Here is a 23,247-nt window from a genome sequence, read left to right as displayed (position 1 = left end):
GGACCGGTTAGTCGGCCTGGATGGCGAGTCGCTCGCGCAGCAGGGTGGCGGTCGCGGCATCGGCGGGGAAGAAGGCTTCGATGGCCAACTCGGCGACGGTGACGTTCATGGGGGTGCCGAAAACCGTGGTGACGCTGATGAACGCGAGGTCGTACCCGTCGAGGTGCAGGCGTAGCGGCACTACGGCCTGGTCGGGGGCGGGCAGTCCCGGGGCTTCCTCTCCGCCCGGATAGCCGCGCAGTTCCGCGAGCAGTGCGATCAGGTCGGGTGCGCCGCTGGCGTCGATCTGATGCTGCAGCCGTTCGAACAAGTGGCCTCGCCATTCCGCGAGGTTGGTGATGCGCCCGGCGAGGCCGTCGGGGTGCAGGCTCAGGCGCAGGACATTCACCGGCGGCGCGAGCAGGCGCGGATCGATGCCTTCGAGGAACAGGGCGATCCCGGCATTGGCATCGAGCATGTTCCAGCCCGCGTCCACGGCCAGCGCCGGATGCGGTTCGTGCCCGGTGAGTATCTGGCGCACGGCATTGCGGACCGGTTCCATGGCGGGGGTGTCCAATGCTGATTCGGAGTAGACGGGCGCGTATCCGGCGGCCAGCAGCATCCGATTGCGTTCGCGCAGTGGGATTTCCAGCTCATCGGACAGGTGCAGGATCATCTGCCGGCTGGGGGTGGCGCGCCCGGTCTCGATGAAACTCAGGTGCCGGGTGGAGGTTTCCGCGCGCCCGGCCAGTTCGAGCTGACTGAGCCGCCGCGCCACCCGCCAGTGCCGCAGCAGATCCCCTGCCGTCTGTGTATGCATGCCCCGATCGTACGAACCAGCGACGCCCCGGACTATTACTCCCGAGGTAATGAATCACGCCCGCCCCCGCCGTCACCCACGACGATTGCGCCGCGAGAAGCACACCACCGAGGCGGAATCAGGCAAATCCCCTCGCTGGTGTACTTCTCGCGGACGAACGAGGGTGGCGGCGCCGGGTATACCTCGTCAGTGGCCGGGGCGGTGGATGGTGAAGTCGGCGAGGGTGATCGGGGGGTGGCCGCCGTATTGCTCGATATCGGGGGTTACCTGGTAGAGGCCGGTGCCTTCGCCGAGGAGGCGGAAGATCTCCCAGAGTTTGGTGAGGTGTTCGGCGGCGTGGCGGCTGCCGTAGAACTCGAGGGCCCAGCGGTGCCAGTCGTCCGGATCGGTGTCACGGTAGGTGCGGCCGAGGGCGTGGGCCGCGGCCTCGATGGTGAGGACGTCGCCGGCGAGCAGGATGACCGGGTCGGCCGCGAGTTGCGGGTCGGCGAGCAGGGCGGCGGCCACGCGGGCCACGTCGGAGGCGGCGACGAGCGGGAGTTCGGTGTGCGGCGGGCCCATCGGCATGGTGAGGGTGTTGCCGTCGCCGGTATCGGCGATGCGGGCAAGGTTCTCGTGGAAGACGGCGGCGCGCAGGTGGATCGCGCCGATGCCGGCCCAGTCCAGGAGCTGTTCGGCTACCCAGTGCTGGCGCATGCGCGGGGTGAGCGCCTGCGGGCCGGCGGCGAGCTGGGATATCGAGACGACGCGTTCGACGCCGGCTTCGCGGGCCGCGACCGCGAAGGCGCCCGCGGCGTCGAGCAGCCCGTCGGTGACCGGGTAGGTGAAGTACGCGCAGCGCACCCCGTCGAGCGCGCCGCGAATGGTGGCGTAGTCGCGGATATCGCCGACCACGACCTTGGCACCGAGTGCGCGCAGCACGCTGGCGCGGACGTCGTCGGTATGGACGAGTGCGCGGACCGGGATGCCGCGTCCGAGCAATTGCGCTGTGAGATGCCGTCCGGTGGATCCCTGCCTACCCCCGGCGGCACCGGTGACGAGTACCGGCTCCATGCGCCCACGGTACGGGCCGCATCATTGCCGCACAGCGAGTTCCGAGCATCCGGCCCGGGGCGGTCACCGGCCGTTCCGGGCCCTCGATCCGGGCGTGTGAACGGTTCTGTGCTGCGGCAATCGTTTTCAGGCCGGTCGGCGCTCGATTCCGGTGTGCGCGGGGGTGGCCAGGAAGGTGAGGCGGCTGGGGTGTCGTGGATCGAGCAGGATGGACTGCTTCTTGATGGTGCGGGCGACCACCGGGGTGAGGAAGTAGCGCGGCCAGCTGGTGCGGGCGACGGCCACTCGCAGGCGATGCCCGGCCCGCAGTACGGCTTCGGTGGGGGTGAGGTCGATGTCGAGTTCGTGTGGGACGCCGGGTTTCACCGGGAGCACGGTGTCGGCGGAGAGCGGATGTTCGGGCGTGACCAGTTCGCCGTCGAGGTAGCCGCTTCCGGTCTCGTCGAGCGCGCGCCGGGTGGAGCGCAGCGCACCCCGGGTGATGACGGCGGATTTCCCGTCGGGCGCGACGTCGCAGACGGTGACGGCCCAGAAGGCGTCGGCGCCCTCGGCGAGTACGCGCAGGTGCAGGCTGACGGGCCCGGAGATGAGCAGGTCGCCGTCGAAGGCGTCGCTGGTGAAGGTGACGGCCGATTCCTCATGGGTGCGGTCGTCGAGGAACCAGTTCTCCCCGAGGAAGGTCGGTAGCCCCATGAGCATCCAGGTGCTGGTCTGGGACACGATGCTGGGCCGCTTGCGCGGCAGCCGGATTCGATGCGGGTAGCGGTCGGGCTGTTCGCGCAGTGACCCGTCGGTGGCGGCGTGTGGGGCGGCGCCGCTGCTCTGACCGGACAGGTACCAGCGGTGCACGCGGGCGGCGGGATGCGGGAATCGGTCGCGGCTCACCCAGTCGCCGCCGATCTGGTGCAGGGTGACGGGACCGTAGCGGTCGATGCCGTTGTCTATGCCTTTGACCCAGCGGTCGAAGAAGGCGCATTGCAGTTCGTCGAGCCGCTGCGGGTTCTCGTCGGAGCCGAATCCGCTGCCGGGGTTGATGTGATAGCCGTCCTCGACGACGAGTTGTGCTGCGCCCTCGGGCAATTGCAGGCGGTTGTGCAGGGCGGATGCCGAGCGTGCGAAGACATCGTGCCAGCCGGCGTGGATCCAGGTGGCGGCGGTGAAGTTCTCCAATTGCGGCCGTCGCACGCGGGCGTCGGCGTTGTAGAAGTGTTCGGGATGCCGATCGTCGATCATGGCGCCGGCGATATCGGTGAACCGGGTGAACGGGCTGGCCACGCGGTCGCGCAGATAGCGCACGGCGGCACCGGATTTCATCAGGCCGGGCACCGAGGGCAGCCATTTGCCGCCGTTGACGGCGGCGAACCAGGCCAGGGTGAACATGGATTGGGTGCCGCCGGTGAGGATGAGATCGCGGGTGGGGTCCTCGGAGCCGACGAGCGCGAACACGGCCTTGAGTCCCGCGGGTCGATGCCCGGCGGTCTGCAGGGCGGTGAGCGCGAGATAGGAGATGCCGGTCATGGCGAGGTCGCCATTGCACCACGGCTGGTCACGCACCCAGTCGAGGACTTCGAGGTGATCCTGCTGTTCGCGCGCGGACATGATCTCCATGCGGCCGGTGGAGGTGCCGGTGCCGCGCACGTCGACGGCGACGTGGATGTATCCGCGGGAGACGAGTGTGCGGTTGGCGCGGATGGATTCGAGGGCGCCGCCGCCGAGGGCGCGCACCATCTCGCGGCCGCCGGCGCGGCCGTGTGGTGAGGGCGGCACCGCCCGGTAGACCAGCGGGCCCAGTGCCGAGACCGCGTTGATGAGCGGGTTGGCGCGGGTCATGAGGGTCTTGTTGTAGGGGGTGATGGTAATGACCGCCGGGAGCGGTGCCGCGACGACGGTGCCGTGCCGGTCGGCGGGGCGGGTGATGTCGGCGGAGAGAATCGTGCCGTCGCTCATGCGGATTCCGAGCCCGCGGTCGATGCGGATGCGCGGGTGGATGACGGGCCCGATGGGGAAGCGGGTGTCCGGTGGCAGTGGCGCGCCATGCGCGGGGAGGGCGGAGGCGGGGAGGTCTTGCGGATGCGCCATGGTCGGCTCCTTTGCCGATTCTGCCCGCCACCATGCGGACACGTTGTCTCAGACAGTATCGGGTTTTTCGCGCTCGCTGTCGAGACGGCAGAATGCACGAATTCGACGCACCGGATCGTGCGCCCGCACAAGTCGCTATTCCGTTGCACGCCAGAGACTTTCGTTATCACCCGGTGACGGCCCGGTGCCGTGGCGCGACAGCGTGCCGCCGGTGTGGCATGCTCGCCGGGCATGAAGACCATGCTGATCACGGGGGCCAGTTCCGGAATCGGTTTGGCCGCAGCACGTCAGCTCGCCGCCGACGGGCATCGGCTGGTGATGGTGGCACGCGATCCCGAGAAGCTTTCCGCCGCCGCCGATCTGGTGCGCCGCACCGCTGCGGGACCGGTCGACACCCTGCAGTGCGATCTCGGATCCCTCACCGCCGTGCGCGAACTCGCCGGCACCGTACGGGACAGCTACGACCGCCTCGACGTGCTCGCCAATAATGCGGGCGCCTTCCACATGCACCGCGTCGAAACCGGCGACGGGGTGGAGGCCACCTTCGCGGTCAATCATCTGGCCGGCTTCCTGCTCACCGAACTGCTGCTGGATCTGCTGCGCCGCGACTCCCCCGCCCGCGTCCTGTTCACCGCCTCGACCATGCATTACGGGGCGACCCTGGACTTCGACGATCTCGGCTTCCGGCACGGCTACAGCCCCAATGGCGCCTACGGCCGCGCCAAACTGGCGAACATCCTCTACGTGCGCGAACTCTCGCGCCGGCTGGCCGGAACGGGCGTCACCGCCAATGCCTTCCACCCGGGTGTGGTCGCCACCGACATCTGGAACGCCGCACCCTGGTTCGCCCGCCCCGCGCTGGCCCTCGGCAAACGCGCGTTCATGATCTCGGCCGAGGAGGGCGGCCGCACGCTCACCTACCTGGCCACCGACCCCGACGTGGCCGCCGTCTCCGGTTGCTACTTCCAGCGCGACCGGGTCAAAGCACCCTCCCGCGCCGCCCAGGACGACGCCACCGCCACCCGATTGCGCCGGGTCTGCACCGAACTGGCCGGACTCCCCGGATAGCGGCACCGACGAGGCCGGACACGAATCGAGGCGCCCGCCGCCGGCACCGGGCAGGTGGTGTCAGAGGCCGCGGATGACGCGGGCCGGATTGCCTGCGGCGAAAACCTTCTCGGGCAGGCTGCGGGTGACGACGCTGCCCGCACCGACCACCGTGTTCGAGCCGATCGTCACGCCCGGGCAGACGATGACACCACCGCCGAGCCAGACATTGTCGCCGATGGTGATGGGGGCCGCGGTCTCCCAGCGCTGCCTGCGCAGTTCGTGATCCTCCATCGGATGCAGGGCGGTGAGCAGTTGGGCGCGCGGGCCGATGGAGACGTCGTCGCCGATGGTGACCGGGGCGCAGTCCAGCACGATGGCGTCGTAGTTGAGGAAGCTGTTGCTGCCCATCCGGATCAGATAGCCGTAGTCGCATTGGAAGCGCGGCATGATCCAGGAGCCCTCGCCGATGTCGCCGAGCAGGTCCTCGAGGATGGCGCGGCGTGCCGAATCCTGCCCTGCCGCAGTCGAATTGAAGGTGTCCAGCAGTCCCTGGCAGCGGCGGCGCTCGGCGACGAGTTCGACGTCGGAGTCGCGGTAGAGCTCGCCGCGCAGCATGCGATTCTTGTCTTCTCCCACCCGCCCATCCTGGCCAGCACGCCCGGAAATCACATAAACACCCTGGCCACGCCGTCATGACCGGAAAATTATGCGCATTTGGTAGGACGGAAATATGAAGATCGGTTTCTCACTCCCCCAGCACGGTTCGCAGGCCTCGGACGGCGCGCAGGTCGCCTACTACGCCACCGAGGTCGAGAAGGCCGGCGCGCAGAGCCTCTGGGTCGGGGAACGACTCCTCGCCGCGACGAACCCGAAGGTCGGGTACGCGGGCAAGAACACCATTCCGGACGAATTCAATTCGGTGCTCGACCCGTTCGTGCTGCTGGGCATTGCCGCCGCCGCGACCGAACGGGTCCGGCTCGGCACCAATGTGCTCATCGCGCCCCTGCACCGCCCGGTGCACCTGGCCCGGTCCCTCACCACCATCGACGTGGTGAGCGGAGGGCGCTTGCTGCCCGGCTTCGGCATCGGCTGGTCGCCCGAGGAGTACGAGGCCGCGGACGTGCCGTTCACGCACCGCGGCGCCCGCCTCGACGAGACTCTCGATGCGCTGGAAGCCATCTGGACCACCGACCCGGCCGGCTATCGGGGCCGGTTCGTCACCGTCCCCGAACACCGCAGCGAACTGAAGCCGGTGCAGCGCCCGCGCCCGCCCATCCATCTCGGCGCCTTCAACCCCGCCGGGCTCGAACGCATCGGCCGGCGCGCGGACGGCTGGCTGCCGGTGGTCCCCGTACCCGGTCCGCCCGGCTGGGGTCGGCAGTTGCTGAAGCTGCGCACGGTCATCGATCGGGCCGCCGAACAGGCCGGGCGGGATCCGGGAGCCATCGGCACCGTGCTGCGCGTCAATGTCGCGGCGGGCACCGATCCGTCGCTCATCGACGAAACCATCGAAACCGTGCACGCCGAGACCGGATACGACGATTTCTTCGTCGATCTCATGTACATCACCGATACGGTGGACGAGATGCTGGAGACCGCTATCGGTCTGCTCGACCGATTGCGCGACTGAACCTATCGCGAGAGGGTGGCCGGGCATGGCGACAGCGACATCCGTGGCGGAGTACGTCACCGGCTTTCCCGCCGAAACGCAGGCGGTGCTCGAACACGTGCGCTCGGCCGTGCGCACCGCGGTTCCCGGCAGCACCGAAACCATCAGCTACGACATCCCGGCCGTGCAGGTCAACGGGAAGGCGGTCATGTACTTCGCGGGCTGGAAGAAGCACATCTCCGTCTACCCGGTCCCGGTCGGGGACAGTGCGTACGCGCAGGCCATCGCCCCCTATGTGGCGGGCAAGGGCACGCTGAAGTTTCCGCTGAAGGATCCGATCCCCTTCGACCTCATCGGCCGCACCGCCGCCCTGCTCGCGAGCGAACGCGCACAGGGCTGACACCGCGCCACCGGCCGGCGCCGCACGACGGCCCGCGAGTAGGTGAATCCCGGGGTCAGCGGGCATACTCGAACCCGTTGTGCCGCAGGGCCCGCCGAGCATGCTCGGACCATCGGCCCGAACATCTGTGAAGGGGGTCCGGCCCGGTGGGGTTCTGGACGAAGCCGGTCTTCCTGGCCGGTGTCGTGGGTATCGGTGTCCCGGTTGCCGCCGCCGCGGTGGTGGCGTCCCTGACCATCCGGCCCGACGAACCGTCACCGGTCGCGGCGCCGGGGACCACGACGGCGGCGCCGGCGGGGGAATCCCCCGCACCCGGCTCGGCGGTGATGGCGAATCCTGTTGGCTTCCAACCGGAATCGCTCTACTTCAGCACGGCCATGGAAGGCTGGGTGACCGGCCACGACCTCCCCTGCGCGACCGCCGTGTGCGCGACGGTGCAGCACACCAGCGACGGCGGGCGCACCTGGCAGCGGGTCGACAACCCGGCAACGCTGCTCGGTGGCGAGGACGCTCATCGGCGCCTCGTCTACGCCGAGGGACCGAACCGCTGGGTCGCGTCCGAACAGGGATTGTTCACCACCCATGACGACGGTGCGACCTGGCGCAATGCCACGCCGCCCGATCTCGTCGGCAGCCATTGGTCGGCGTCCGCCGGCGACGACACCATCCGCGTCGTCGACGTGACCGAAGGCCGGATGCGGCTGCACACCACCTCCGCGGAGGACGAGTCCTGGACCGAAACGAACATCCCCTCCGATATCGGCGGCGGACCCGACCCGTCCCCGGCCCTGCAGGTCATGGGCAATCGGGCCTGGGTGGTCGTGGACAACCGCGGGGAGAGCGGCGCCCGCCTCACCGACGGCGTCTGGAAGATCTGGAAGCTGCCCTGCGGAGGCAACGGGCCCGCCGACTGGCACGCCGCCTCCCCCACCCGGATGATCGCCCTGTGCGGCCGGCTCGGACCCTACAGCGATGATGCCCCCACCCTGCGACTGCTCACCTCCGCCGACGGTGGCGCCGACTTCACCGAGACGGCACAGCTGTGGCCGACGATTCCCCGCAGCAGTGTCCTGATTCCGGCCGACAGCGAGCACCTGGTGGCCGGCGTCGAGAATCACGTGTTGACCTCCTCCGACGGCGGCGAAACGTGGAACACGACCTATTCCGGGGATGACGCCGAGCGGGTCGACAACGGCTGGTTCCCCGCCACGACAACCGGTTTCGCACTGCTCACCCGCCCCGGCGCGGACAGAGCGCCCACGCGGATGCTGGTCACCCACGACGCAGGGAGCACCTGGACCCCGGTCACCTTCGGCTGAAACGCTCATCGGCGCGCCCGTTCTCGCGCGAGATTCCAGCCCTGCCACGAATCATCCGCGGCGTGCGCGCGAATGGACTGCTCGATCGGGTCGCGCTGGGCAGGCGGCAGCCGGTCGAGCGCGGGCAGGATGTCGGGTGACAGGCCGCTCAGGTAGTCGGAGTCGAAGTTCTTGCCGTCCTGCCACCGGGTGACATTGCGATCCGCCACCAGCCCTTCGGGATTCATCAGGGCCAGTACCAGCAGCGTCGCCGCGGCCAGGCCGACTGCCGCCCGCGGCACCCACTCCCGGGGCAAGGTCACCAGGCTCGCGAGCACGAGCAGATAAACCAACCCAATCCACAGCTCGAACACCTCCACCAGCAACCGCATGACCGTGAACCCGTACGCCTGCTGATAGGTCCACATCCGGTGCAGGGCCGAGGCCACGATCACCAGCGTCAGCACACTCACCGCCGCCAGACCGGCCCGCAGCCACGCCCTTTCCGACGGTGACTGCTGTGCCGCCACCCGCTGCACCACCGAGATCACCACCAGCGCCAACATGCTCACCACCGACAGCTGCCAGAACCCACTCCGGGCATACTCCGCATAGGTGAGCTCCGCGGTCCGCTGTACGTACCCGTCCCCGCCGAACAACACCGCCAGCTGCGTCGCCACGAATACCGCGAACACGACGGTCAACGCCACCACCGGGATCCCCCACTCGATTCGCGACAGCCGCCGGCGACCCAGCCACGCAACAGCATTCATGTCCCCGGCGTCCGTCCCCTGCGCGAAATCGGCGGCCGCGGGCAACGGCCCGGCCAGCAGATACAACGCCCCCGCGGTCCCCAGCGCACCGAGCCCGAATACCATTCCCCACCGCGCCAGCGACGCCACATCCACTCGCGGCAGTATCCCCGCCACCAGGTGCTCGAACACCGGGTCGGCGCCCGCCAGCAACGGCACGAACACCAGCAGCAGGCCGGCGGTCACCAGCACCGACATCCACACCCGCTGAGCGATAACCGCTCTCCGCCCCCGCACCTGCACGGCGGCCCGATACACCCACGGCACCGACACCACCGCCGCACACGTGACCGCCACCGCATCGGCCAATACCCCGTACACCGACCGCCGGCCCACCACCGCCATGGATCCGGCCACCATTGCCGCGAGCACGCACAGCACGAAAAGCCAGGGTGCGGCCCGCAACGTGCCGATCCCCAACAGGCCCAAGGCCAGTACGCTCCACCACCACCGCCCCCAGCGCCGCGCCGGGCGCTCCTCGGGCCACTCGTCCTCGTCGCAATCCATCGATTCGGCAGTCCCGGAACGCCTTTCATTGCCCGGCTCGGACCCGGCGCCCGGACCCACGAGCTCCGACTCCTCCTCGACCCCCTCCGCTTCACCAGGCTCGGCGTCCACAACGAGCTCGGCTTTGCGACCCGCGACGAATGCGCGGCGAGCAGCACGATCCGCGGCCCAGACCACCGCCACGAAGACGAGACCGGTGAGCAACCAGCCGATACCGGGCCGATCCAAAGGAATCAGCACCGCCGCGGCCAGACCCGCGACAGCGATCGCCGGGACGATGCCCCGGTGCACGGGCACGACCACGTGACGCGGAGGCGGACGCCGGAATTGCGGGACCGGCCGCATCGGCGGCCCGCCCACCACCGCGGGGGTCGAGGCGTCGAGGGAGGCCGGATCGTGTGATGGCGGATTGCCTGTTGCGAGGGACGGGTTTTCGGGCATGGCGGACCTCCAGAGGGTGTGCGGCAGCGGCCCGGGAGCGCGCGGGGCGCCGGGCTGCGGGGATGGGAGGGGTCGGTTAGGGGGCCGGGAGGGTGATGCGGATGCGGGAACCCGGATCGGCGACGGCGATGGTGCCGCCGTGCAGGTCGACGATCCAGCGGGCAATGGCCAGGCCCAGGCCGGTGCCGCCGGTGGTGGCGCGGCCGCCGCGGGTGAAGCGTTCGAAGACGCGGGCGCGTTCGGCGGGCGGGATGCCGGGGCCGTCGTCCTCGACATCGAGGACGAGGCGATTGTGCGAGGCGTGCGCGTGGATTCGGACCTCGCCGTGGGCGGGGCCGTGGCGGGTGGCGTTGTCCAGGAGGTTGAGCAGGACCTGGTGCAGGCGGGCGCGGTCGGCGTGCACCTGCAGGCCGGGGGTGTCGAGGTGGATGGTGAAGCGGATGGGGCGGTCGACGGCGGCGGCCATCACCTCGGCCTCGGCGACGACCTCTTTCAGGAGTGGTTCCAGGGCAAGGGGTTCCACGTCGAGGGCGACCGCGCCGGCTTCGACGCTGGACAGGGCCAGCAGTTCGGAGACCAGCAGACTCAGCCGTTCGGTCTGGGCGAGGGCGGTGCGCAGGGTGACCGGATCCGGTTGGGCGACACCGTCGACCAGGTTCTCCAGGACCACACCCAGCGCCGTGATGGGGGTGCGCAGTTCGTGCGAGACATTGGCGATGAAGTCGCGCCGCTGCTGATCGGCCGCGGCGAGATCGGCGGCCATCTGATTGAAGGCCGCGGCCAGCTGCCCCACCTCGTCGCGGGAGGTGGCGCGCACCCGATGCGAATAATCGCCCTGCGCCATGCGTTTGGCGGCCGCCGTCATCTCGCGCAGCGGCATCGTCATACCGTGCGCCAGCACCTGCGAGGTGACCAGCGCGATCAGCATGGCGGCGATCGTGGTCTTCGGCGGCAGCCAGCCGATGCGGGAGGCGAAGAATCCGAACGCCACCGCGCCCGACCCCACCATGAGCACGCCCAGCTTCACCTTGATCGACGGCACCCGATCCAGTGGCCGCGGCATCCGCCCCGCGAACCGATTCCCGCCCGTGTGTAACGCGTTCCCCGCGCCGCGGTTCCCGGGGCGCAGCGCGCTTCCGGTCGCCGCGGGCGACCCGCCCGGCTCACCCGCACCGTGCGCACGCACACCGCCGGTGGTCGTCGTGCGATCCGCGCCCGCCGGGCCTTCGTAGCGCGGACTATCCGGGTCTCGGTCGCCGACGCTCATCGGGCCTCCAGGGCGTAGCCGACGCCGTGGACCGTGCGGATGAGGTCGGCGCCGAGTTTGCGGCGTAGCGCCTTGATGTGGCTGTCGACGGCGCGGGTGCCGGAGGCGTCGGCCCAGCCCCACACTTCCGAGAGCAGGCGATCGCGGGCCAGTACGGTGCGCGGGCGGCGCGCCAGGTTCACCAGGAGCTCGAATTCGAGTGGGGTGAGCTGGGTTTCGGTGTCGGCGCGCCAGACGCGGCGCTGGTCGGTATCGATGCGCAGGTCGCCGACGATGATGGTCGCGCCCGGTGCGGCGTGGCGTTCCACCCGGCGCAGCAGGGCGTGGATGCGGGCGGTGAGCACGCGTAGCGAGAACGGCTTGGTCAGATAGTCGTCCGCGCCGACGCCGAGGCCGACCAGGACATCGGTCTCGTCGGTGCGGGCGGTGAGCATGAGTACCGGGACCGGGCGTCGTGCCTGGATGCGCCGGCATACCTCCAGCCCGTCGAAGCCGGGCAGCATCACGTCCAGTACCACCAGGTCGGGCTCACCGGCCTCGGCGCCGGCGACCCCGGCGGGCCCGTCGTGGGCGATGTCCACGGTGAAGCCCTCGGCACGCAGCCGCGCGGCAATCGATTCGGCGATGGTCGGTTCGTCCTCGACGACGAGGATGCGCCGGGCGCCGCGCTGCTGGCTGGATTCCATGCTGGTGACACTAGGAGGTGGCCGTGGAGATGGTTCGCGCCGATTGTGAAGATCCTGTGGAGACCCCGGTCACACCACCGGAATCCGGCACCCACGACGGTGCGTCATAGCATGTTTGCCGTGCGTGAACCGACCCTGCGTAAGCTCGGCGCGGCCGTAGCCATTTCGACCCTGGCAGCGTTCCCACTGCGCACCGGTTCGGATACGCCGATCACGCTGACCTTCTCCGACGGGTCGACCAATTCCGTGACCGCGCCCGTCCGCGACCAGAACTGAGATACCGACCGGCCGGACCGTGGGACGCGGGTGGTCCGGCCGCCGCTTAGGGTTGCCGACTATGACAGTCCTGCGATCGATCCTGTTGTTCGGGCTGGCCGCCGTGTTCGAGATCGGCGGCGCCTGGCTGATCTGGCAAGGGGTGCGCGAACATCGCGGGTGGGCCTGGATGGGCGCGGGCGTGATCGCACTCGGCCTCTACGGGTTCGTCGCCACTCTGCAGCCCGATGCCAGTTTCGGGCGCATCCTCGCCGCCTACGGTGGTGTGTTCGTGGCGGGCTCGCTGGCGTGGGGCATGGCCTTCGACGGATTCCGCCCGGACCGTTGGGATATCACCGGCGCGCTCGTCTGCCTGGTGGGTGTCGCACTGATCATGTACGTGCCTCGCTCCACGTGAAACCAGCTGTGACCTCGATGCATTCCTGCATCGCGCGCAATCTTGCGCTGCGCGAAGCGATTACGCTGACCGGCCGAGCAGTCCGTCGACGATCGCGCGGGCGGTCGGAATGGCGGTCGTGTCATCCATGCGCGCAGCGCTGTTCGCCGCCGCGATGACCGCCTCCAACTGGAAGGCCAGGGTGTGCGGATCGTGCGCGGCCAGGAAACCCTGCTCCTGCGCGCGCCGAATCTCCTTCTCCAGCACCGCGAACCAGTCGTCGCGATCGGCGGCCAGCGCATCGCGCACCGGGCCGGGACGGCTGTCGAATTCCGTCACGCACTGACCGCGGAAGCAGCCGCCCGGCATGACGGGCTCGCCGATGTAGTCGAACCAGTGCTCGACGATCGCGCGCAGCCGCGGCATGCCCTTGGGTTCGCTCAGCGCCGGGCGCACGACATGGTCGATGAACACCTCGCGCGCGGACTGCACCGCGGCCAGTTGCAGGTTCTCCTTGGTGCCGAACAGGGTCGCCACCCCGGATTTGCTCACACCCAGATCGACCGCCAGCCGGCCCAGGCTCAGTCCGTTCAGCCCTTCGACGGAGGCGACGTCGGCCGCGTGGCGGGCGATGGCGGCTCGCGCGCGGGCGCCCTTCAGCAGGCGCTGGTCGGAAATCTGCTGCTCGGCGGAGTCTGCTGCGAGCTGTTCGGGAGCCTGCACGGATTCGGTCACCTCTCCATCTTGGCACCGACCTCTTGCATAAACGCACGATCGGTCGTACTTTTCAACAATACGAACGATCGTGCGTACAGTTTCACTTCCCGAGATACTCTCCCGCGAAAGTCGCTCTCATGACCGACGTCTCCGCGCGGCACAACGCCGCGCATCCCGAAGCCCCTCTCCCTTCCCCGCCGCCCGCGGCCACCGCACCCGGTTCCCGGGCCGCGCGCCTCGCCCTGCTGGTCGCCTCCGGTGCGGCCTTCATGTCCTTCCTCGACCTGTCGGTGGTGAACATCGCCTTCCCCGCCATCACCCGCGACTACCCCGGCACCGCCGCCACCACCCTCACCTGGGTGGTCAGCGGTTACGCCGTCGCCTTCGCCGCACTGCTCACCCCGGCCGGGCAACTCGCCGACGCGCTCGGCCGCGGCCGCGTATTCCTCGGCGCGCTGGCCGGATTCGCGCTCACCTCACTGCTGTGCGCCTGCGCGCCCGGACCGGAATGGCTCATCGCGGGCCGGTTCCTGCAAGGCGGGACCGCGGCCTTCCTGATCCCCGCCGGGCTCGGACTGGTCCTGAGTGTCACCCCGCCGCAACGCATCGGCGTGTCCATGGCGGCCTGGACGGCGGCGGGCGGATTCGCCGCCACCGTCGGTCCCGCGGTCGGCGGCGCGCTCGTGGACTGGTTCGGCTGGCGGTCGGTCTTCGTCATCAACGTGCCGATCGCCGTGCTGCTCATCGCCTTCGGACTGCGGCTGGCCCGGGGTGATCAGCGGCAGCCGCACGGATTGCCCGATCCGGCCGGCACTCTCGCCACCGGACTGGGGATCGGCACGGTGGTCGCGGCCGTCACCCAGGGGCAGCAGTGGGGCTGGGCCGACTGGCGCACCCTGGCCTGCGGACTCGGCGGTCTCGTCCTGCTGGCGGTGGCGCTGTGGCGCTCACGCACGCATCCGCGTCCGGCCATTGCCGTCGGATTGTGGCGCAGTCACCGCTATGCGCTGGTGAACGCGACCGCATTCGTGTTCGGCGCCACCATGTTCGCGTGGCTGCTGGCCGGGCCGCTGTGGCTGGCCACCATATGGCACTACTCGGTGCTGAAATCGGCGGCGGCCATGACGATCGGTGCGGTCGCCTCGATGGTGACCGCCGTACTCGCCGGGCGCGCCCCCATCCCGTGGCAGCGCCGGCTCGGGGTGCTGGGCGCGCTCATGTTCGCGGCCTCGACGCTCTATATGACCACCGGCGCCTGGGATGCCACACCCGCCCTCTGGAAGGCCTGGGTGCCCGCGGGCATCCTGGGCGGCGGCGGGATCGGCCTGCTGATCACCGTGCTCGGTACCGCCGCGGCGAGATCGCTCCCGCCGCAACGTTTCGCGGCCGGCGTGGGCATGAACCTGACCGCCCGCCAGTCCGGCGGCGCGCTCGGGGTCGCGGTGTTGGCCGCGGTGTTCGCGGCCCATCCCGGGGCGCCGCTGTCCGCCTTCCACACCTTGTTCGCCGTGTGCGCCGGAATCGCCGTCGCCGCAGCCGTTCTCGCCGCCCTGCCGGCCCGAGCCGAGGAGACCCCCGCATGACCGCCGAAACATCGGCCCGCACCGGCATTTCCGAGCCCGCCGGGACCGGTATCGCCGCACACGCCGAGACTGTCGGGCGCACCGGCATTTCCGGCCGCACCGAGGCGAACGATCCGTTCACCCTCACCGATTCGGCAGCGCATGCCATGTTGCGCGCGGTGCCGTGGCGGCGGTTCGCCGTCATCGGCGACTCCACCGCGGCGGGGACGGGTGATCCGTGGCCCGGCTACGACACCGTGCCCTGGGCGGATCGGGTGGCCCGCTGGCTGATCGGCGCCCACCCGCGCGCCGACTACCTCAATACCGGGCGCAAAGGCGCGGTCATCGCCGACGTGCACGCGCGGCAGCTCGCCGACCTGATCGCCTTCCGCCCGGATCTGGTGCACATCAGCTGCGGCGGCAATGATCTGTTCCTGCGCGGCACCGACCTCGCCACGGTCGAATCCGAGCTGGACGGGCTGTGCGATGCGGTCGCGGCGACGGGCGCGCGGCTGTCGCTGTTCACTCTCGCCGACAGCTTCACCGGGCAAATGGCCCCGCTGCGGCCGCTGTTCGCCGATTTCGCCGAGGCCGTACGGCGCGTGGCCCTCCGGCACGAGGCGATCCTCACCGAGTTCTGGGATCACCCGGCCCGGTTGCGCGCGGACTGGCTCAGTGCCGACCGTATCCACCTGACCATGGCCGGGCATGCGGTGGTCGCGGCCGAGGTCGCGAAAACCCTTGCCCGTCACGCCGCCCGGCAGTTGCCGCCGGAACCGGCCGGGGAGCACTGAGGCCGGATACGACAGAAGCCGCACCGCATGCCGTCATGCATGCTGTGCGGCTTCGCCTTTCGCGCTACCTCACCGGACTGCCGTTCGCGGAGCTCAGTGCCACACGGCGGCGATGAACACGTTCAGGATGGCCAGCCCGCCCGCGGCGTGGGTCATCCACGGCACCGCCTTGCCGCGCTTGGCGTCGGCGCGGCCCATTTCGGCGAAGGCCGCGACGAGTACGGCCACAACCAGTTTGGTGATGACCTTCGGCATATTGGTTTCCTTGCCGAGGGAGTGGATGGACTCGGCCATGCCGACCAGCACGATGCCGGTCAGGATCTGCGCGCGAGCGCCCCACACCATCAGCTCCGATACCCGCGGCTGCGCGGCGACGTAGCCGCCGACCACCGCCGCCATACCGAGCAGATGGGTCACGACCACGAGGTTGTAGACGAAGGTCATGACTGCACACCGTAGTGGATCCCCCGCCTGCAACGACAGTCGGTAGTACCGGAGAACGCCGCTGGTGAAACAGGCCGAAAGGTTTCCGATAGCTGCCGTCACCGAGTTTCATCCGAGAGCAGGCCGGGTAGTCCAGTCGAAATGGCTCTGCGTCCCCGTCTGCGGAGGGCCGTCGCGTCGTGGGCAGTGTGGCCGGCTAGGAGAGTTCAGGTGGCGGTTGTACTCGTGCTGCGTGCACGCGGGCTGGGTGATCTACTCACCGCGGTGCCCGCCTTGCGCGCGCTGCGGCGGGCCCGGCCCGACGACCACATCACCCTGGCTGCGTCTCCCCGGCTGAAACCGATCGTCGATCTCATCGTCTCCGTGGACGAGATGGTGCCCATCACCGAACCCCTGGGCCTGCGCTGGGACGGGGAAGTGCCGGCGCTCGCGGTGAATCTGGACGGTACCGAGGGTTTGGTGGAACTGCTCAAGACCCGGCCCGAACGCATTCTCACCTACCGTAATCCGGCCTTCCCGGAACTGCCGGGCCCGGAGTGGCAGCCCGATATGCACGATGTCGACCGCTGGTGCCATCTGCTCGAATCCGACGGGATCGCCGCGGACCGCCGCAATCTGGGGCTGGTGCCGCCGGTCGCGGTCACCAGTCACCGCGACTGCGTGGTGGTACACATCGGCGCGGGCGCACCCGCCCGACGCTGGCCGCCCGACCGGTTCGCCGCGGTGGTCCGGCATCTCCTGGTACAGGGGCGCGAAGTCGTGCTGACCGGCGACGAGACCGAACGCGAGATCGCACTCGGTGTCGCCGCCCGCGCAGGACTCTCATCGGCGCGAGTCCTCGCGGGTCAGCAGAACCTCATCGAACTGGCCGCCACGGTGGCCGAGGCGGCCCTGGTGGTGTCGGGCGATACCGGAGTCGCCCATCTGGCAACGGCTTTCGGCACCCGCACGGTCCTGTTGTTCGGGCCCACCGCGCCCAGTCTCGGTGGGCCGCCGCCGCATCTGCTCGGCCGGCATGCCGTGTTGTGGGCCGGGCAGATCGGTGATCCCGACGCCGCGACCCCGGATCCTGGACTGTTGAAAATCGGTGTGCCCGAAGTGCTCAATGCCATCGACAAGCAGCTGCGTAAGCGGCCGTTGCCGGGGACCGGGATGGATCGCCGCACCCAGACCTATCGGCGGGTGGGATAGGCGCTCGACAGGGCGGCCGAATAGGCGGCGAGGGCGCTGGGCCAGAACTGTTCGAGGTAGTCGCGGGCGTCGGCCAGTCCGCGGGGATCGAGGGAGTAGAGGCGGCGATTGCCGTCCGGGCGGACCATCACCAGGCGGGCCTCGCGCAGCACCTTGAGGTGCTGCGAGACGGCCGAGCTGGTGACGCCAACGGTTGCGGCGAGTTCGCCGACGGACCGCGGTCCTTGCGGGAGGGCCTCGAAGACCGCGCGGCGAGTGTCGTCGGCGAGGGCGCTCAGCACCCTCACTCCATTAGCGGGCACTAACATAGACTGCCCGGGACGGCGCGGCGGGGTCAAGCCGGCACAGGTGCGACTCCGCCGACGTCATCCGGAAATCACAGGCGTGTCGTTACCTGGCCGTAACCTGCGAACTGGGCTTTCGTCGCCCTGTGACGGCCACAACAGGGTTTTGAGCCCGCTCCGGCCACACCGTACGTTCGATCCATGCCCGTAACCGTTCCGTTATCTCGAACCTTCCGGGCCGTCCGGGGCCGGACGGCCGCCGGCCGTGCAGCCGCCGTCTCCGCTCTCGTCGGGGCTTCCCTGTGCGCCCTGGCCGCCGCGGACCAGCAAGCAGATGGCGAACTCACCGGCCTGGCCGCCACCTCCGCGGCGCAGCCCGCGACCTTCACCGCCTTCACCCCGCGGGAGGCGCAGATGCCGCAGTTCGTGCCGCCGCAGGTGCTGGACTTCCTGAACAATCTGCACATCGAGCAGGCGCGGCCCAAGACCGTGCGCCCGGTGGCGGGCCCGCTCACCTCCGGATTCGGGGTGCGCTGGGGCGCCATGCACGCGGGGATCGACTTCGGCGACGGGTTCGGCACGCCGATCCGCGCGGTCACCGACGGCACCGTGCTCGAGGCCGGGCCCGCGTCCGGTTTCGGGTTGTGGGTACGTATTCAGCAGGATGACGGCACGGTCGGCGTCTACGGGCACATGCAGGACATCCTGGTGCGGCCCGGCCAGCAGGTGCGCGCGGGCGACGAGATCGCCACCGTCGGCAGCCGCGGCTACTCCACCGGACCGCACCTGCACTACGAGGTGCACACCCCCGACAACGGTCCCGTCGATCCGCTGCCGTGGCTCGCGGGCCGCGGCATGGACGCCGGCATCCCCGCCGACTAGCCCCGAAGCCTTCCGTGCGCCGATGAGGGGCGTGTGGGATGCGGTGTGCCGCAGACGTATACAACGCCGTGTGCCGCGAGCGCAGACACCGATGACAGGACAGCCCCGGCCCCTACCGCCGGGGCTGTCCCCATACCCGGGTACTACGTGCGGACCGCACCCGTGAGGGACGTGTGATCCGGGGCCGCGTTCCTAGCGTCGGGGTATGACCACGCTCCAAGCACCCACCCTCGAGCGTCGAGTCCCCGACGCCCGCAAAGCATTACACCGCCCCCTGCTGGCCACCAGTGTCATCATGGCGGCGCTGGCCGTATTCAGCCTGTGCGCCATGGTCTTCGACGACCGCATGCTGCTGCACGAGTCGGTGTGGCTGAAAACGTTCAAGTTCGGGTTCGCGTTCGCCCTCTACACCATCACGCTGGCCTGGCTGCTGTCGTTCCCGCATCGCGGGCAGCGGTTCACCTGGTGGATGGGCTCCCTCTTCGCGCTCACCGCCCTCGCGGACGTCGGATTCATCGCCGTGCAGGCCGCACGCGGCACCTTCAGCCACTTCAACGAGCAGACCGATGCCTGGAACCATTACGGCCAGATGATCTTCATGAGCGGCGTGCCGGGTCTGTTCGCCGCGAATCTGGTTATCGCCCTGGTGCTTTCCTGGCAGAAGATCACCGACCGCCCCACCACCCGGGCCATCCACGCCGGACTGGGCATCGCGGTGATCGGTATGGCGCTCGGCTACGCCATGGGGTTCACCGGTGCGCAGCAGACCACCGACGCGTACGGGCATCCGGTAACCCTCGGCGCCGGGCATACGGTCATGCACGGGCAGCCGAGCGTCCGCGACGGCGGCGCGGGCCTGCCCGTCACGCATTGGAGCACCACCGGCGGCGATCTGCGCGTGCCGCATTTCGTGGGCCTGCACGGCATACAGATACTCATCCTGGCGTCGTTCGCCTTGCTGTGGCTGTCACGGCGGGTGCCGTGGCTGCGTGACGAGCGGGCCCGGGCCCGGCTCATCGGGGTGCTCGCCCTCGGCTACGCCGGACTGGTGGGCGTCCTCCTGTGGCAGGCCCTGCGCGCCCAGCCGCTGACCCACCCCGACGGCGCCACCCTCGCCGCCTTCGGCGCATTGCTCGCCGTGACAGCGGCGGGCGCCGGCCTGGTCTACGCCGTGCACGGCAGCAGCCGCGCACGGTCGCAGACGGCACAGCCGTCGGGAGAGTCGCTGGGCGGCAAAGCAATCGGCGGGCGCGGGCCCGGGCGTCCTGCGCAGGCGGTCAGCGCAGGCGTTCGGCGTCGCGGGTGAGTTTCACCAATATGGCGGTGAGTTCGGCGAGTTCGATGTGATCGGCGCCCTCCGACACCGCGGTCGCCACGTCCTCGGCGGCGCAGCGCGCGGAGAACCAGCGGTCCGACAGGTCGGCGACCTCCTGGGCACTGAGTATGACCGAGTCCTCGGGAATACCGGTGCCCTTCACGCTGTTTCGATGCTCGTAGGCACGCTGGCGGCACGATTGCCGGCAGTAGCGGCGGCGGCGTCCCACCTCGGATTCGGCGATCTCCCTCCCACACCATTGGCAGGCCGAGAGCACACGTCGCGACATGGTCCGACACGTTAGCGGTTTGCGCCCGGTTGCGGGCGCAAGGGCACGCCGAACGCAGGGCAACCCGGCGAACGAGTAGAATGGTCGGGTTCTCCCACGGGAACCGAAGCGTGCGCATACACGTTGAACACTTGATCGACGGTATGCATCGACACTGATGTAGAACGTTGCCGAATGGCGAGAAGGGACCGCACCCATGGCAGATCGCGTACTCCGGGGCAGTCGGCTCGGAGCGGTGAGCTACGAGACCGACCGTGACCATGACCTGGCGCCGCGTCGGATGGCACGGTACCGCACCGACAATGGCGAGGAATTCGATGTTCCGTTCGCCGACGACGCCGAGATTCCCCCGACCTGGCTGTGCCGCAACGGCCAGGAGGGTGTACTGCTCGAGGGCACCACACAGGAGCCCAAGAAGGTGAAGCCGCCGCGCACCCACTGGGACATGCTGCTCGAGCGCCGCAGCAAGGAAGAGTTGGAGGAGCTCCTGCAGGAGCGGATGGAGTTGATCAAGAGCCGCCGCCGCGGTTAGCAAGATCGACAGGGTCCCCCCACACCGACATGTGGGGGGACCCTTCGCGTTCGGTGCTATTTCTTCGATTCCTTCGGCGGTTCGGGGAGGGCGCCGCGGGCCTCGTGGTCGGTGAGGACGTTGGCGCCGCGGCCGTAGGTGAGGCCGATCGCGGAGGAGTCGATGGTGAAGTAGTAGGGCTGATCCACCCACGAGACCTCGTAGACGGCTTTCAGGAGCTCGAGGGCCTGGCCCGGGGCGGCGCCCTGGCGGCCGAGCACCACGTAGCAGCCGGAGCCGCCCTTGTTGTTGTAGCCGACGAACTTCTTCCAGGCCTGCCCGGTGCAGCCGACGCTGATGAGCCAGTTGTTGAAGTCGTTGGTGGGGGTGTTCATCAGGTCCACGGCGAAGCCGCTCAACGCGGCCAGATAACCCTTCTTGGTGACGGCCTTCAGGTCCTTCAGCATGACCTCGTAGATGCCGCGATCCGGTTGCAGCGAATTGGCCAGGTACGTCTGGTAATACAGGTGCACCAGGAACGGTTCGAGGGTCAGCGGGTCGTACAGCGCGATCTGATAGCCGCCCACCGGCGCCACCACGCCGGGCGAGACGACGGTCGGGGGCGGCGGGGTCACCGCCGGATCCGGTACGGCCACATTGCCATTGGTGACGATGCCCCAGGAGGTGCTGACCTGCCCGCCGCCGGGCGCCGAGTTGGGTGTGTAGTCGGTGTCGGCGTAGGTGAGGATGGCGCCGTTGGTGTACGCCTCGAGTGCGGCGGAGACGGCGAAGGCCTGGTCGCCGGAGAAGAGCACATTCAGTGGCCGCAGCGTGAATTCGACGACCGAGGGGTTCTTCAGCACCGCCGACGACCACAGGTCCATCACGCCGACATCGGAGTCCATGTAGCCGGGCTGCAGCGAGTTGAGCAGCGAGGTGTCACCGCCGGTCGCGTTCACGGTCACTTCGCGGTGGTCGGCCCAGGATTTGCCGAGTTGTTCCCATTCGGTCTGGGATTCGGCCTTGCCGGAGGTGAACACGGCCTTGTATTCCAGCTTGACGTTGGCGTTGACCTGCGTCTCGTCGCTGTAGTACGCCGATTGGACGGCCTCGTAGTAATCCATGCTGCCGCCCACGATGACCTGGGCGACCAGATGGGTCCCCCACTTGCGGAATACGGCGAAGAATTGTTCTTGGTTCTGCGGTGTGAAGGTGGTGGGGAGGTTCTTGATATCCGGATCGTCCTTGAAATCCGCGTTCTGCCATTGCGTGGAGCTGTGGTTGAGGTTCAGTTCCCAGGCGGTGAAGTCGGCTTCGTAACCGCAGTAATAATAAGACTGGTCGGTGTTTACCGTATTCGAGTAGGCGAGGTTGAACTGTCCACTGAAGGCGCCGTACGTCGCCGATACCTGCGCCTTCTGCGAGAAGTGCCCCTGGAATTGCTCCACGGTCTTGTAGACATAGGATGATCCGGTGGTATTTGTGTACTCCACCGGACTCGTATTTTCCGGCACCGCATAGCTGTAACCGGTCGGCGGATATTCGAAAGTGCTGGTCTCCGCGCCGAGATTGACGATCTGCGGCATGAGCGAACGCGTGCTGTAGGTGCCGAGAATATTGAAACCGCGCCCGATTGCGCTGGCGCCGGGTATAACCTGCATGAGATTTCCTTCTATTACCGTCCCCACAGCAATAGTACAAAGGCAGCAACCCGAAAGGGCTGCTGCCGGAATACTTTTCCAATTCTTACCGGTCCGTCAGTGACTGGCCACCTTACGATATTGCAGCAGCGCCAACGGGACCGCGATGGCGAGAATACCCATCGAGCAGTAGATCGAGTACTCCACACAGTGCACGGCCGGCCACCCCTTCGCGGCGGTGAAGCCCGGCGGCGAACCGTTGTCGAACAGCTTGCGGCCCGCGGCGGCGACGGCGGTGATCGGATTCCATTCCGCGACGGTGCGCAACGGACCGGGCAGCGTCTCCCCCGAGATGAACGCCGAGGAGATGAACGTCAGCGGGAAAAGCCAAATGAGACCGGCACTCTGGGCCACCTCGACGCTCGGCGACAACAACCCGGTGATGGCGCCCACCCAGGACATGGCGAAGGCGAACAGCAGGATCACCGCGAAACCCAGCACGGCATCGAGGATTCCGCCGTTGATGCGCCAGCCCACGATATAGCCGCAGACCGCCATGACGGTCAGCGCGAGCACGTTCACCACCGTGTCGGACAGCGTGCGGCCCATGAGCACGGCCAGCCGCGACATGGGCAGGGTCCGCATCCGGTCGATGATGCCCTTGTGCAGATCGTTCGCCAGGCCGACGGTGGTGAACGCCGCGTTGAAAGCGACTGTCTGCGCGAAGATCCCGGCGAGCAGGAATTCCCGGTACTGGCTGCCGCCCAGCGAGGCCCCGAAGATGTAGGCGAACAGGAATACGAACATGAGCGGCTGGATGGTGGCGGTGACCAGCAGGGTCGGTACCCGCAGGATGGTCAGCAGATTCCGGTAGGCGACGATGGCGCTGTCGCGAACGACCCTGGGCAACAGCAGGAACGGTCCCGGAACCTGAGGTCTCGGGGGTGCGGCCGCCGGCTCTGTCG

At 68.9% G+C, this 23,247-nt stretch carries 25 protein-coding genes; 12 read left to right on the top strand and 13 right to left on the bottom strand.

Features of this window, described 5'->3' with window-relative positions; all coding sequences use genetic code 11:
* Positions 1-7: 7 nt before the first annotated feature.
* From ACIP5Y_RS19705 to ACIP5Y_RS19695, 3 genes are all read right to left on the bottom strand, one after another.
* Entirely contained in the window at positions 8-799 is a 792-nt protein-coding gene (locus ACIP5Y_RS19705) for a helix-turn-helix domain-containing protein (RefSeq protein ID WP_400351688.1), read from the bottom strand.
* A 186-nt stretch (positions 800-985) separates the two neighbouring features.
* Positions 986-1,852 (bottom strand): NAD(P)H-binding protein, encoded by an 867-nt coding sequence (locus tag ACIP5Y_RS19700; RefSeq protein WP_400351687.1) that lies wholly within the window; start codon positions 1,850-1,852, stop codon positions 986-988.
* A 126-nt stretch (positions 1,853-1,978) separates the two neighbouring features.
* Positions 1,979-3,931 carry a CocE/NonD family hydrolase gene (locus ACIP5Y_RS19695; protein WP_400351686.1) on the bottom strand — a complete coding sequence of 651 codons (1,953 nt, stop codon included), beginning with the start codon at positions 3,929-3,931 and terminating at the stop codon, positions 1,979-1,981.
* 231 nt (positions 3,932-4,162) lie between these two features.
* Between ACIP5Y_RS19695 and ACIP5Y_RS19690 the strand changes: the two genes are divergently transcribed.
* Positions 4,163-4,999: an SDR family NAD(P)-dependent oxidoreductase gene (locus tag ACIP5Y_RS19690; RefSeq protein ID WP_400351685.1), complete on the top strand. Its 837-nt coding sequence runs from the start codon at positions 4,163-4,165 to the stop codon at positions 4,997-4,999.
* A gap of 60 nt (positions 5,000-5,059) precedes the next feature.
* On the opposite strand, the gene ACIP5Y_RS19685 is transcribed toward ACIP5Y_RS19690, so the two are convergent.
* Positions 5,060-5,617 (bottom strand): sugar O-acetyltransferase, encoded by a 558-nt coding sequence (locus ACIP5Y_RS19685; RefSeq protein WP_400351684.1) that lies wholly within the window; start codon positions 5,615-5,617, stop codon positions 5,060-5,062.
* A 94-nt stretch (positions 5,618-5,711) separates the two neighbouring features.
* Here ACIP5Y_RS19685 and ACIP5Y_RS19680 point away from each other — a divergent pair, with 94 nt between their 5' ends.
* The 3 genes from ACIP5Y_RS19680 (at position 5,712) to ACIP5Y_RS19670 (ending at position 8,309) form a co-directional block, all read left to right on the top strand.
* Positions 5,712-6,611 (top strand): TIGR03619 family F420-dependent LLM class oxidoreductase, encoded by a 900-nt coding sequence (locus ACIP5Y_RS19680; RefSeq protein ID WP_400351683.1) that lies wholly within the window; start codon positions 5,712-5,714, stop codon positions 6,609-6,611.
* Positions 6,612-6,636: 25 nt separating this feature from the next.
* Positions 6,637-6,990: an iron chaperone gene (locus ACIP5Y_RS19675; protein ID WP_400351682.1), complete on the top strand. Its 354-nt coding sequence runs from the start codon at positions 6,637-6,639 to the stop codon at positions 6,988-6,990.
* 146 nt (positions 6,991-7,136) lie between these two features.
* The gene (locus ACIP5Y_RS19670; protein ID WP_400351681.1) at positions 7,137-8,309 is read left to right on the top strand and encodes a hypothetical protein; all 1,173 of its coding nucleotides are present in this window, start codon (positions 7,137-7,139) and stop codon (positions 8,307-8,309) included.
* A 5-nt stretch (positions 8,310-8,314) separates the two neighbouring features.
* Here the strand turns inward: ACIP5Y_RS19670 and ACIP5Y_RS19665 are convergent, their stop codons facing one another.
* The 3 genes from ACIP5Y_RS19665 to ACIP5Y_RS19655 all read right to left on the bottom strand — a co-directional run bounded on the left by ACIP5Y_RS19665 (position 8,315) and on the right by ACIP5Y_RS19655 (position 12,001).
* Entirely contained in the window at positions 8,315-10,048 is a 1,734-nt protein-coding gene (locus ACIP5Y_RS19665) for a DUF4153 domain-containing protein (protein WP_400351680.1), read from the bottom strand.
* 76 nt (positions 10,049-10,124) lie between these two features.
* Positions 10,125-11,111: an ATP-binding protein gene (locus tag ACIP5Y_RS19660; protein WP_400353808.1), complete on the bottom strand. Its 987-nt coding sequence runs from the start codon at positions 11,109-11,111 to the stop codon at positions 10,125-10,127.
* Between the two features lie 200 nt (positions 11,112-11,311).
* Entirely contained in the window at positions 11,312-12,001 is a 690-nt protein-coding gene (locus ACIP5Y_RS19655) for a response regulator (RefSeq protein WP_400351679.1), read from the bottom strand.
* Between the two features lie 120 nt (positions 12,002-12,121).
* Here ACIP5Y_RS19655 and ACIP5Y_RS19650 point away from each other — a divergent pair, with 120 nt between their 5' ends.
* A complete protein-coding gene (locus ACIP5Y_RS19650) occupies positions 12,122-12,277 on the top strand; it encodes a hypothetical protein (RefSeq protein WP_400351678.1) in 156 nt (51 codons plus the stop codon).
* A gap of 61 nt (positions 12,278-12,338) precedes the next feature.
* Positions 12,339-12,674: a YnfA family protein gene (locus ACIP5Y_RS19645; RefSeq protein ID WP_400351677.1), complete on the top strand. Its 336-nt coding sequence runs from the start codon at positions 12,339-12,341 to the stop codon at positions 12,672-12,674.
* 60 nt (positions 12,675-12,734) lie between these two features.
* Here ACIP5Y_RS19645 and ACIP5Y_RS19640 read toward each other — a convergent pair whose 3' ends face one another.
* Positions 12,735-13,388 carry a TetR/AcrR family transcriptional regulator gene (locus ACIP5Y_RS19640; RefSeq protein ID WP_400351676.1) on the bottom strand — a complete coding sequence of 218 codons (654 nt, stop codon included), beginning with the start codon at positions 13,386-13,388 and terminating at the stop codon, positions 12,735-12,737.
* Positions 13,389-13,507: 119 nt separating this feature from the next.
* Here ACIP5Y_RS19640 and ACIP5Y_RS19635 point away from each other — a divergent pair, with 119 nt between their 5' ends.
* On the top strand, positions 13,508-14,953 hold the full coding sequence (locus ACIP5Y_RS19635; protein WP_400351675.1) for an MFS transporter: 1,446 nt from the start codon (positions 13,508-13,510) through the stop codon (positions 14,951-14,953).
* Positions 14,950-15,726 carry an SGNH/GDSL hydrolase family protein gene (locus tag ACIP5Y_RS19630; protein ID WP_400351674.1) on the top strand — a complete coding sequence of 259 codons (777 nt, stop codon included), beginning with the start codon at positions 14,950-14,952 and terminating at the stop codon, positions 15,724-15,726. Before ACIP5Y_RS19635 ends, ACIP5Y_RS19630 begins: the two co-directional genes overlap by 4 nt.
* 93 nt (positions 15,727-15,819) lie before the next feature.
* Here the strand turns inward: ACIP5Y_RS19630 and ACIP5Y_RS19625 are convergent, their stop codons facing one another.
* A complete protein-coding gene (locus tag ACIP5Y_RS19625; RefSeq protein WP_400351673.1) occupies positions 15,820-16,170 on the bottom strand; it encodes a hypothetical protein in 351 nt (116 codons plus the stop codon).
* A gap of 210 nt (positions 16,171-16,380) precedes the next feature.
* Here ACIP5Y_RS19625 and ACIP5Y_RS19620 point away from each other — a divergent pair, with 210 nt between their 5' ends.
* Entirely contained in the window at positions 16,381-17,361 is a 981-nt protein-coding gene (locus ACIP5Y_RS19620; protein WP_400351672.1) for a glycosyltransferase family 9 protein, read from the top strand.
* On the opposite strand, the gene ACIP5Y_RS19615 is transcribed toward ACIP5Y_RS19620, so the two are convergent.
* Positions 17,343-17,669, bottom strand: coding sequence for an ArsR/SmtB family transcription factor (locus tag ACIP5Y_RS19615; protein ID WP_400351671.1), 327 nt, complete (start codon positions 17,667-17,669; stop codon positions 17,343-17,345). The two genes, ACIP5Y_RS19620 and ACIP5Y_RS19615, sit on opposite strands and share 19 nt — an antisense overlap.
* A 177-nt stretch (positions 17,670-17,846) precedes the next feature.
* On the opposite strand from ACIP5Y_RS19615, the gene ACIP5Y_RS19610 reads away from it, so the two are divergent.
* Entirely contained in the window at positions 17,847-18,527 is a 681-nt protein-coding gene (locus tag ACIP5Y_RS19610) for a M23 family metallopeptidase (RefSeq protein ID WP_400351670.1), read from the top strand.
* 205 nt (positions 18,528-18,732) lie between these two features.
* Entirely contained in the window at positions 18,733-19,833 is a 1,101-nt protein-coding gene (locus ACIP5Y_RS19605; RefSeq protein ID WP_400351669.1) for a hypothetical protein, read from the top strand.
* Here the strand turns inward: ACIP5Y_RS19605 and ACIP5Y_RS19600 are convergent.
* Positions 19,805-20,131 (bottom strand): hypothetical protein, encoded by a 327-nt coding sequence (locus tag ACIP5Y_RS19600; RefSeq protein ID WP_397009235.1) that lies wholly within the window; start codon positions 20,129-20,131, stop codon positions 19,805-19,807. The two genes, ACIP5Y_RS19605 and ACIP5Y_RS19600, sit on opposite strands and share 29 nt — an antisense overlap.
* A 196-nt stretch (positions 20,132-20,327) precedes the next feature.
* Between ACIP5Y_RS19600 and ACIP5Y_RS19595 the strand changes: the two genes are divergently transcribed.
* Complete coding sequence (locus ACIP5Y_RS19595) at positions 20,328-20,663, top strand: RNA polymerase-binding protein RbpA (RefSeq protein WP_400351668.1); 336 nt, start codon at positions 20,328-20,330, stop codon at positions 20,661-20,663.
* 56 nt (positions 20,664-20,719) lie between these two features.
* Here the strand turns inward: ACIP5Y_RS19595 and ACIP5Y_RS19590 are convergent, their stop codons facing one another.
* Both ACIP5Y_RS19590 and ACIP5Y_RS19585 read right to left on the bottom strand, forming a co-directional pair.
* Positions 20,720-22,303 (bottom strand): MAC/perforin domain-containing protein, encoded by a 1,584-nt coding sequence (locus tag ACIP5Y_RS19590; protein ID WP_400351667.1) that lies wholly within the window; start codon positions 22,301-22,303, stop codon positions 20,720-20,722.
* A 96-nt stretch (positions 22,304-22,399) separates the two neighbouring features.
* Complete coding sequence (locus ACIP5Y_RS19585; RefSeq protein ID WP_400353806.1) at positions 22,400-23,197, bottom strand: ABC transporter permease; 798 nt, start codon at positions 23,195-23,197, stop codon at positions 22,400-22,402.
* Positions 23,198-23,247 lie beyond the last annotated feature (50 nt).

It is taken from the genome of Nocardia sp. NPDC088792 (assembly GCF_044750615.1).
Classification (GTDB): Bacteria; Actinomycetota; Actinomycetes; order Mycobacteriales; family Mycobacteriaceae; genus Nocardia.
This window is presented reverse-complemented; position numbering and strand designations above follow the sequence as displayed.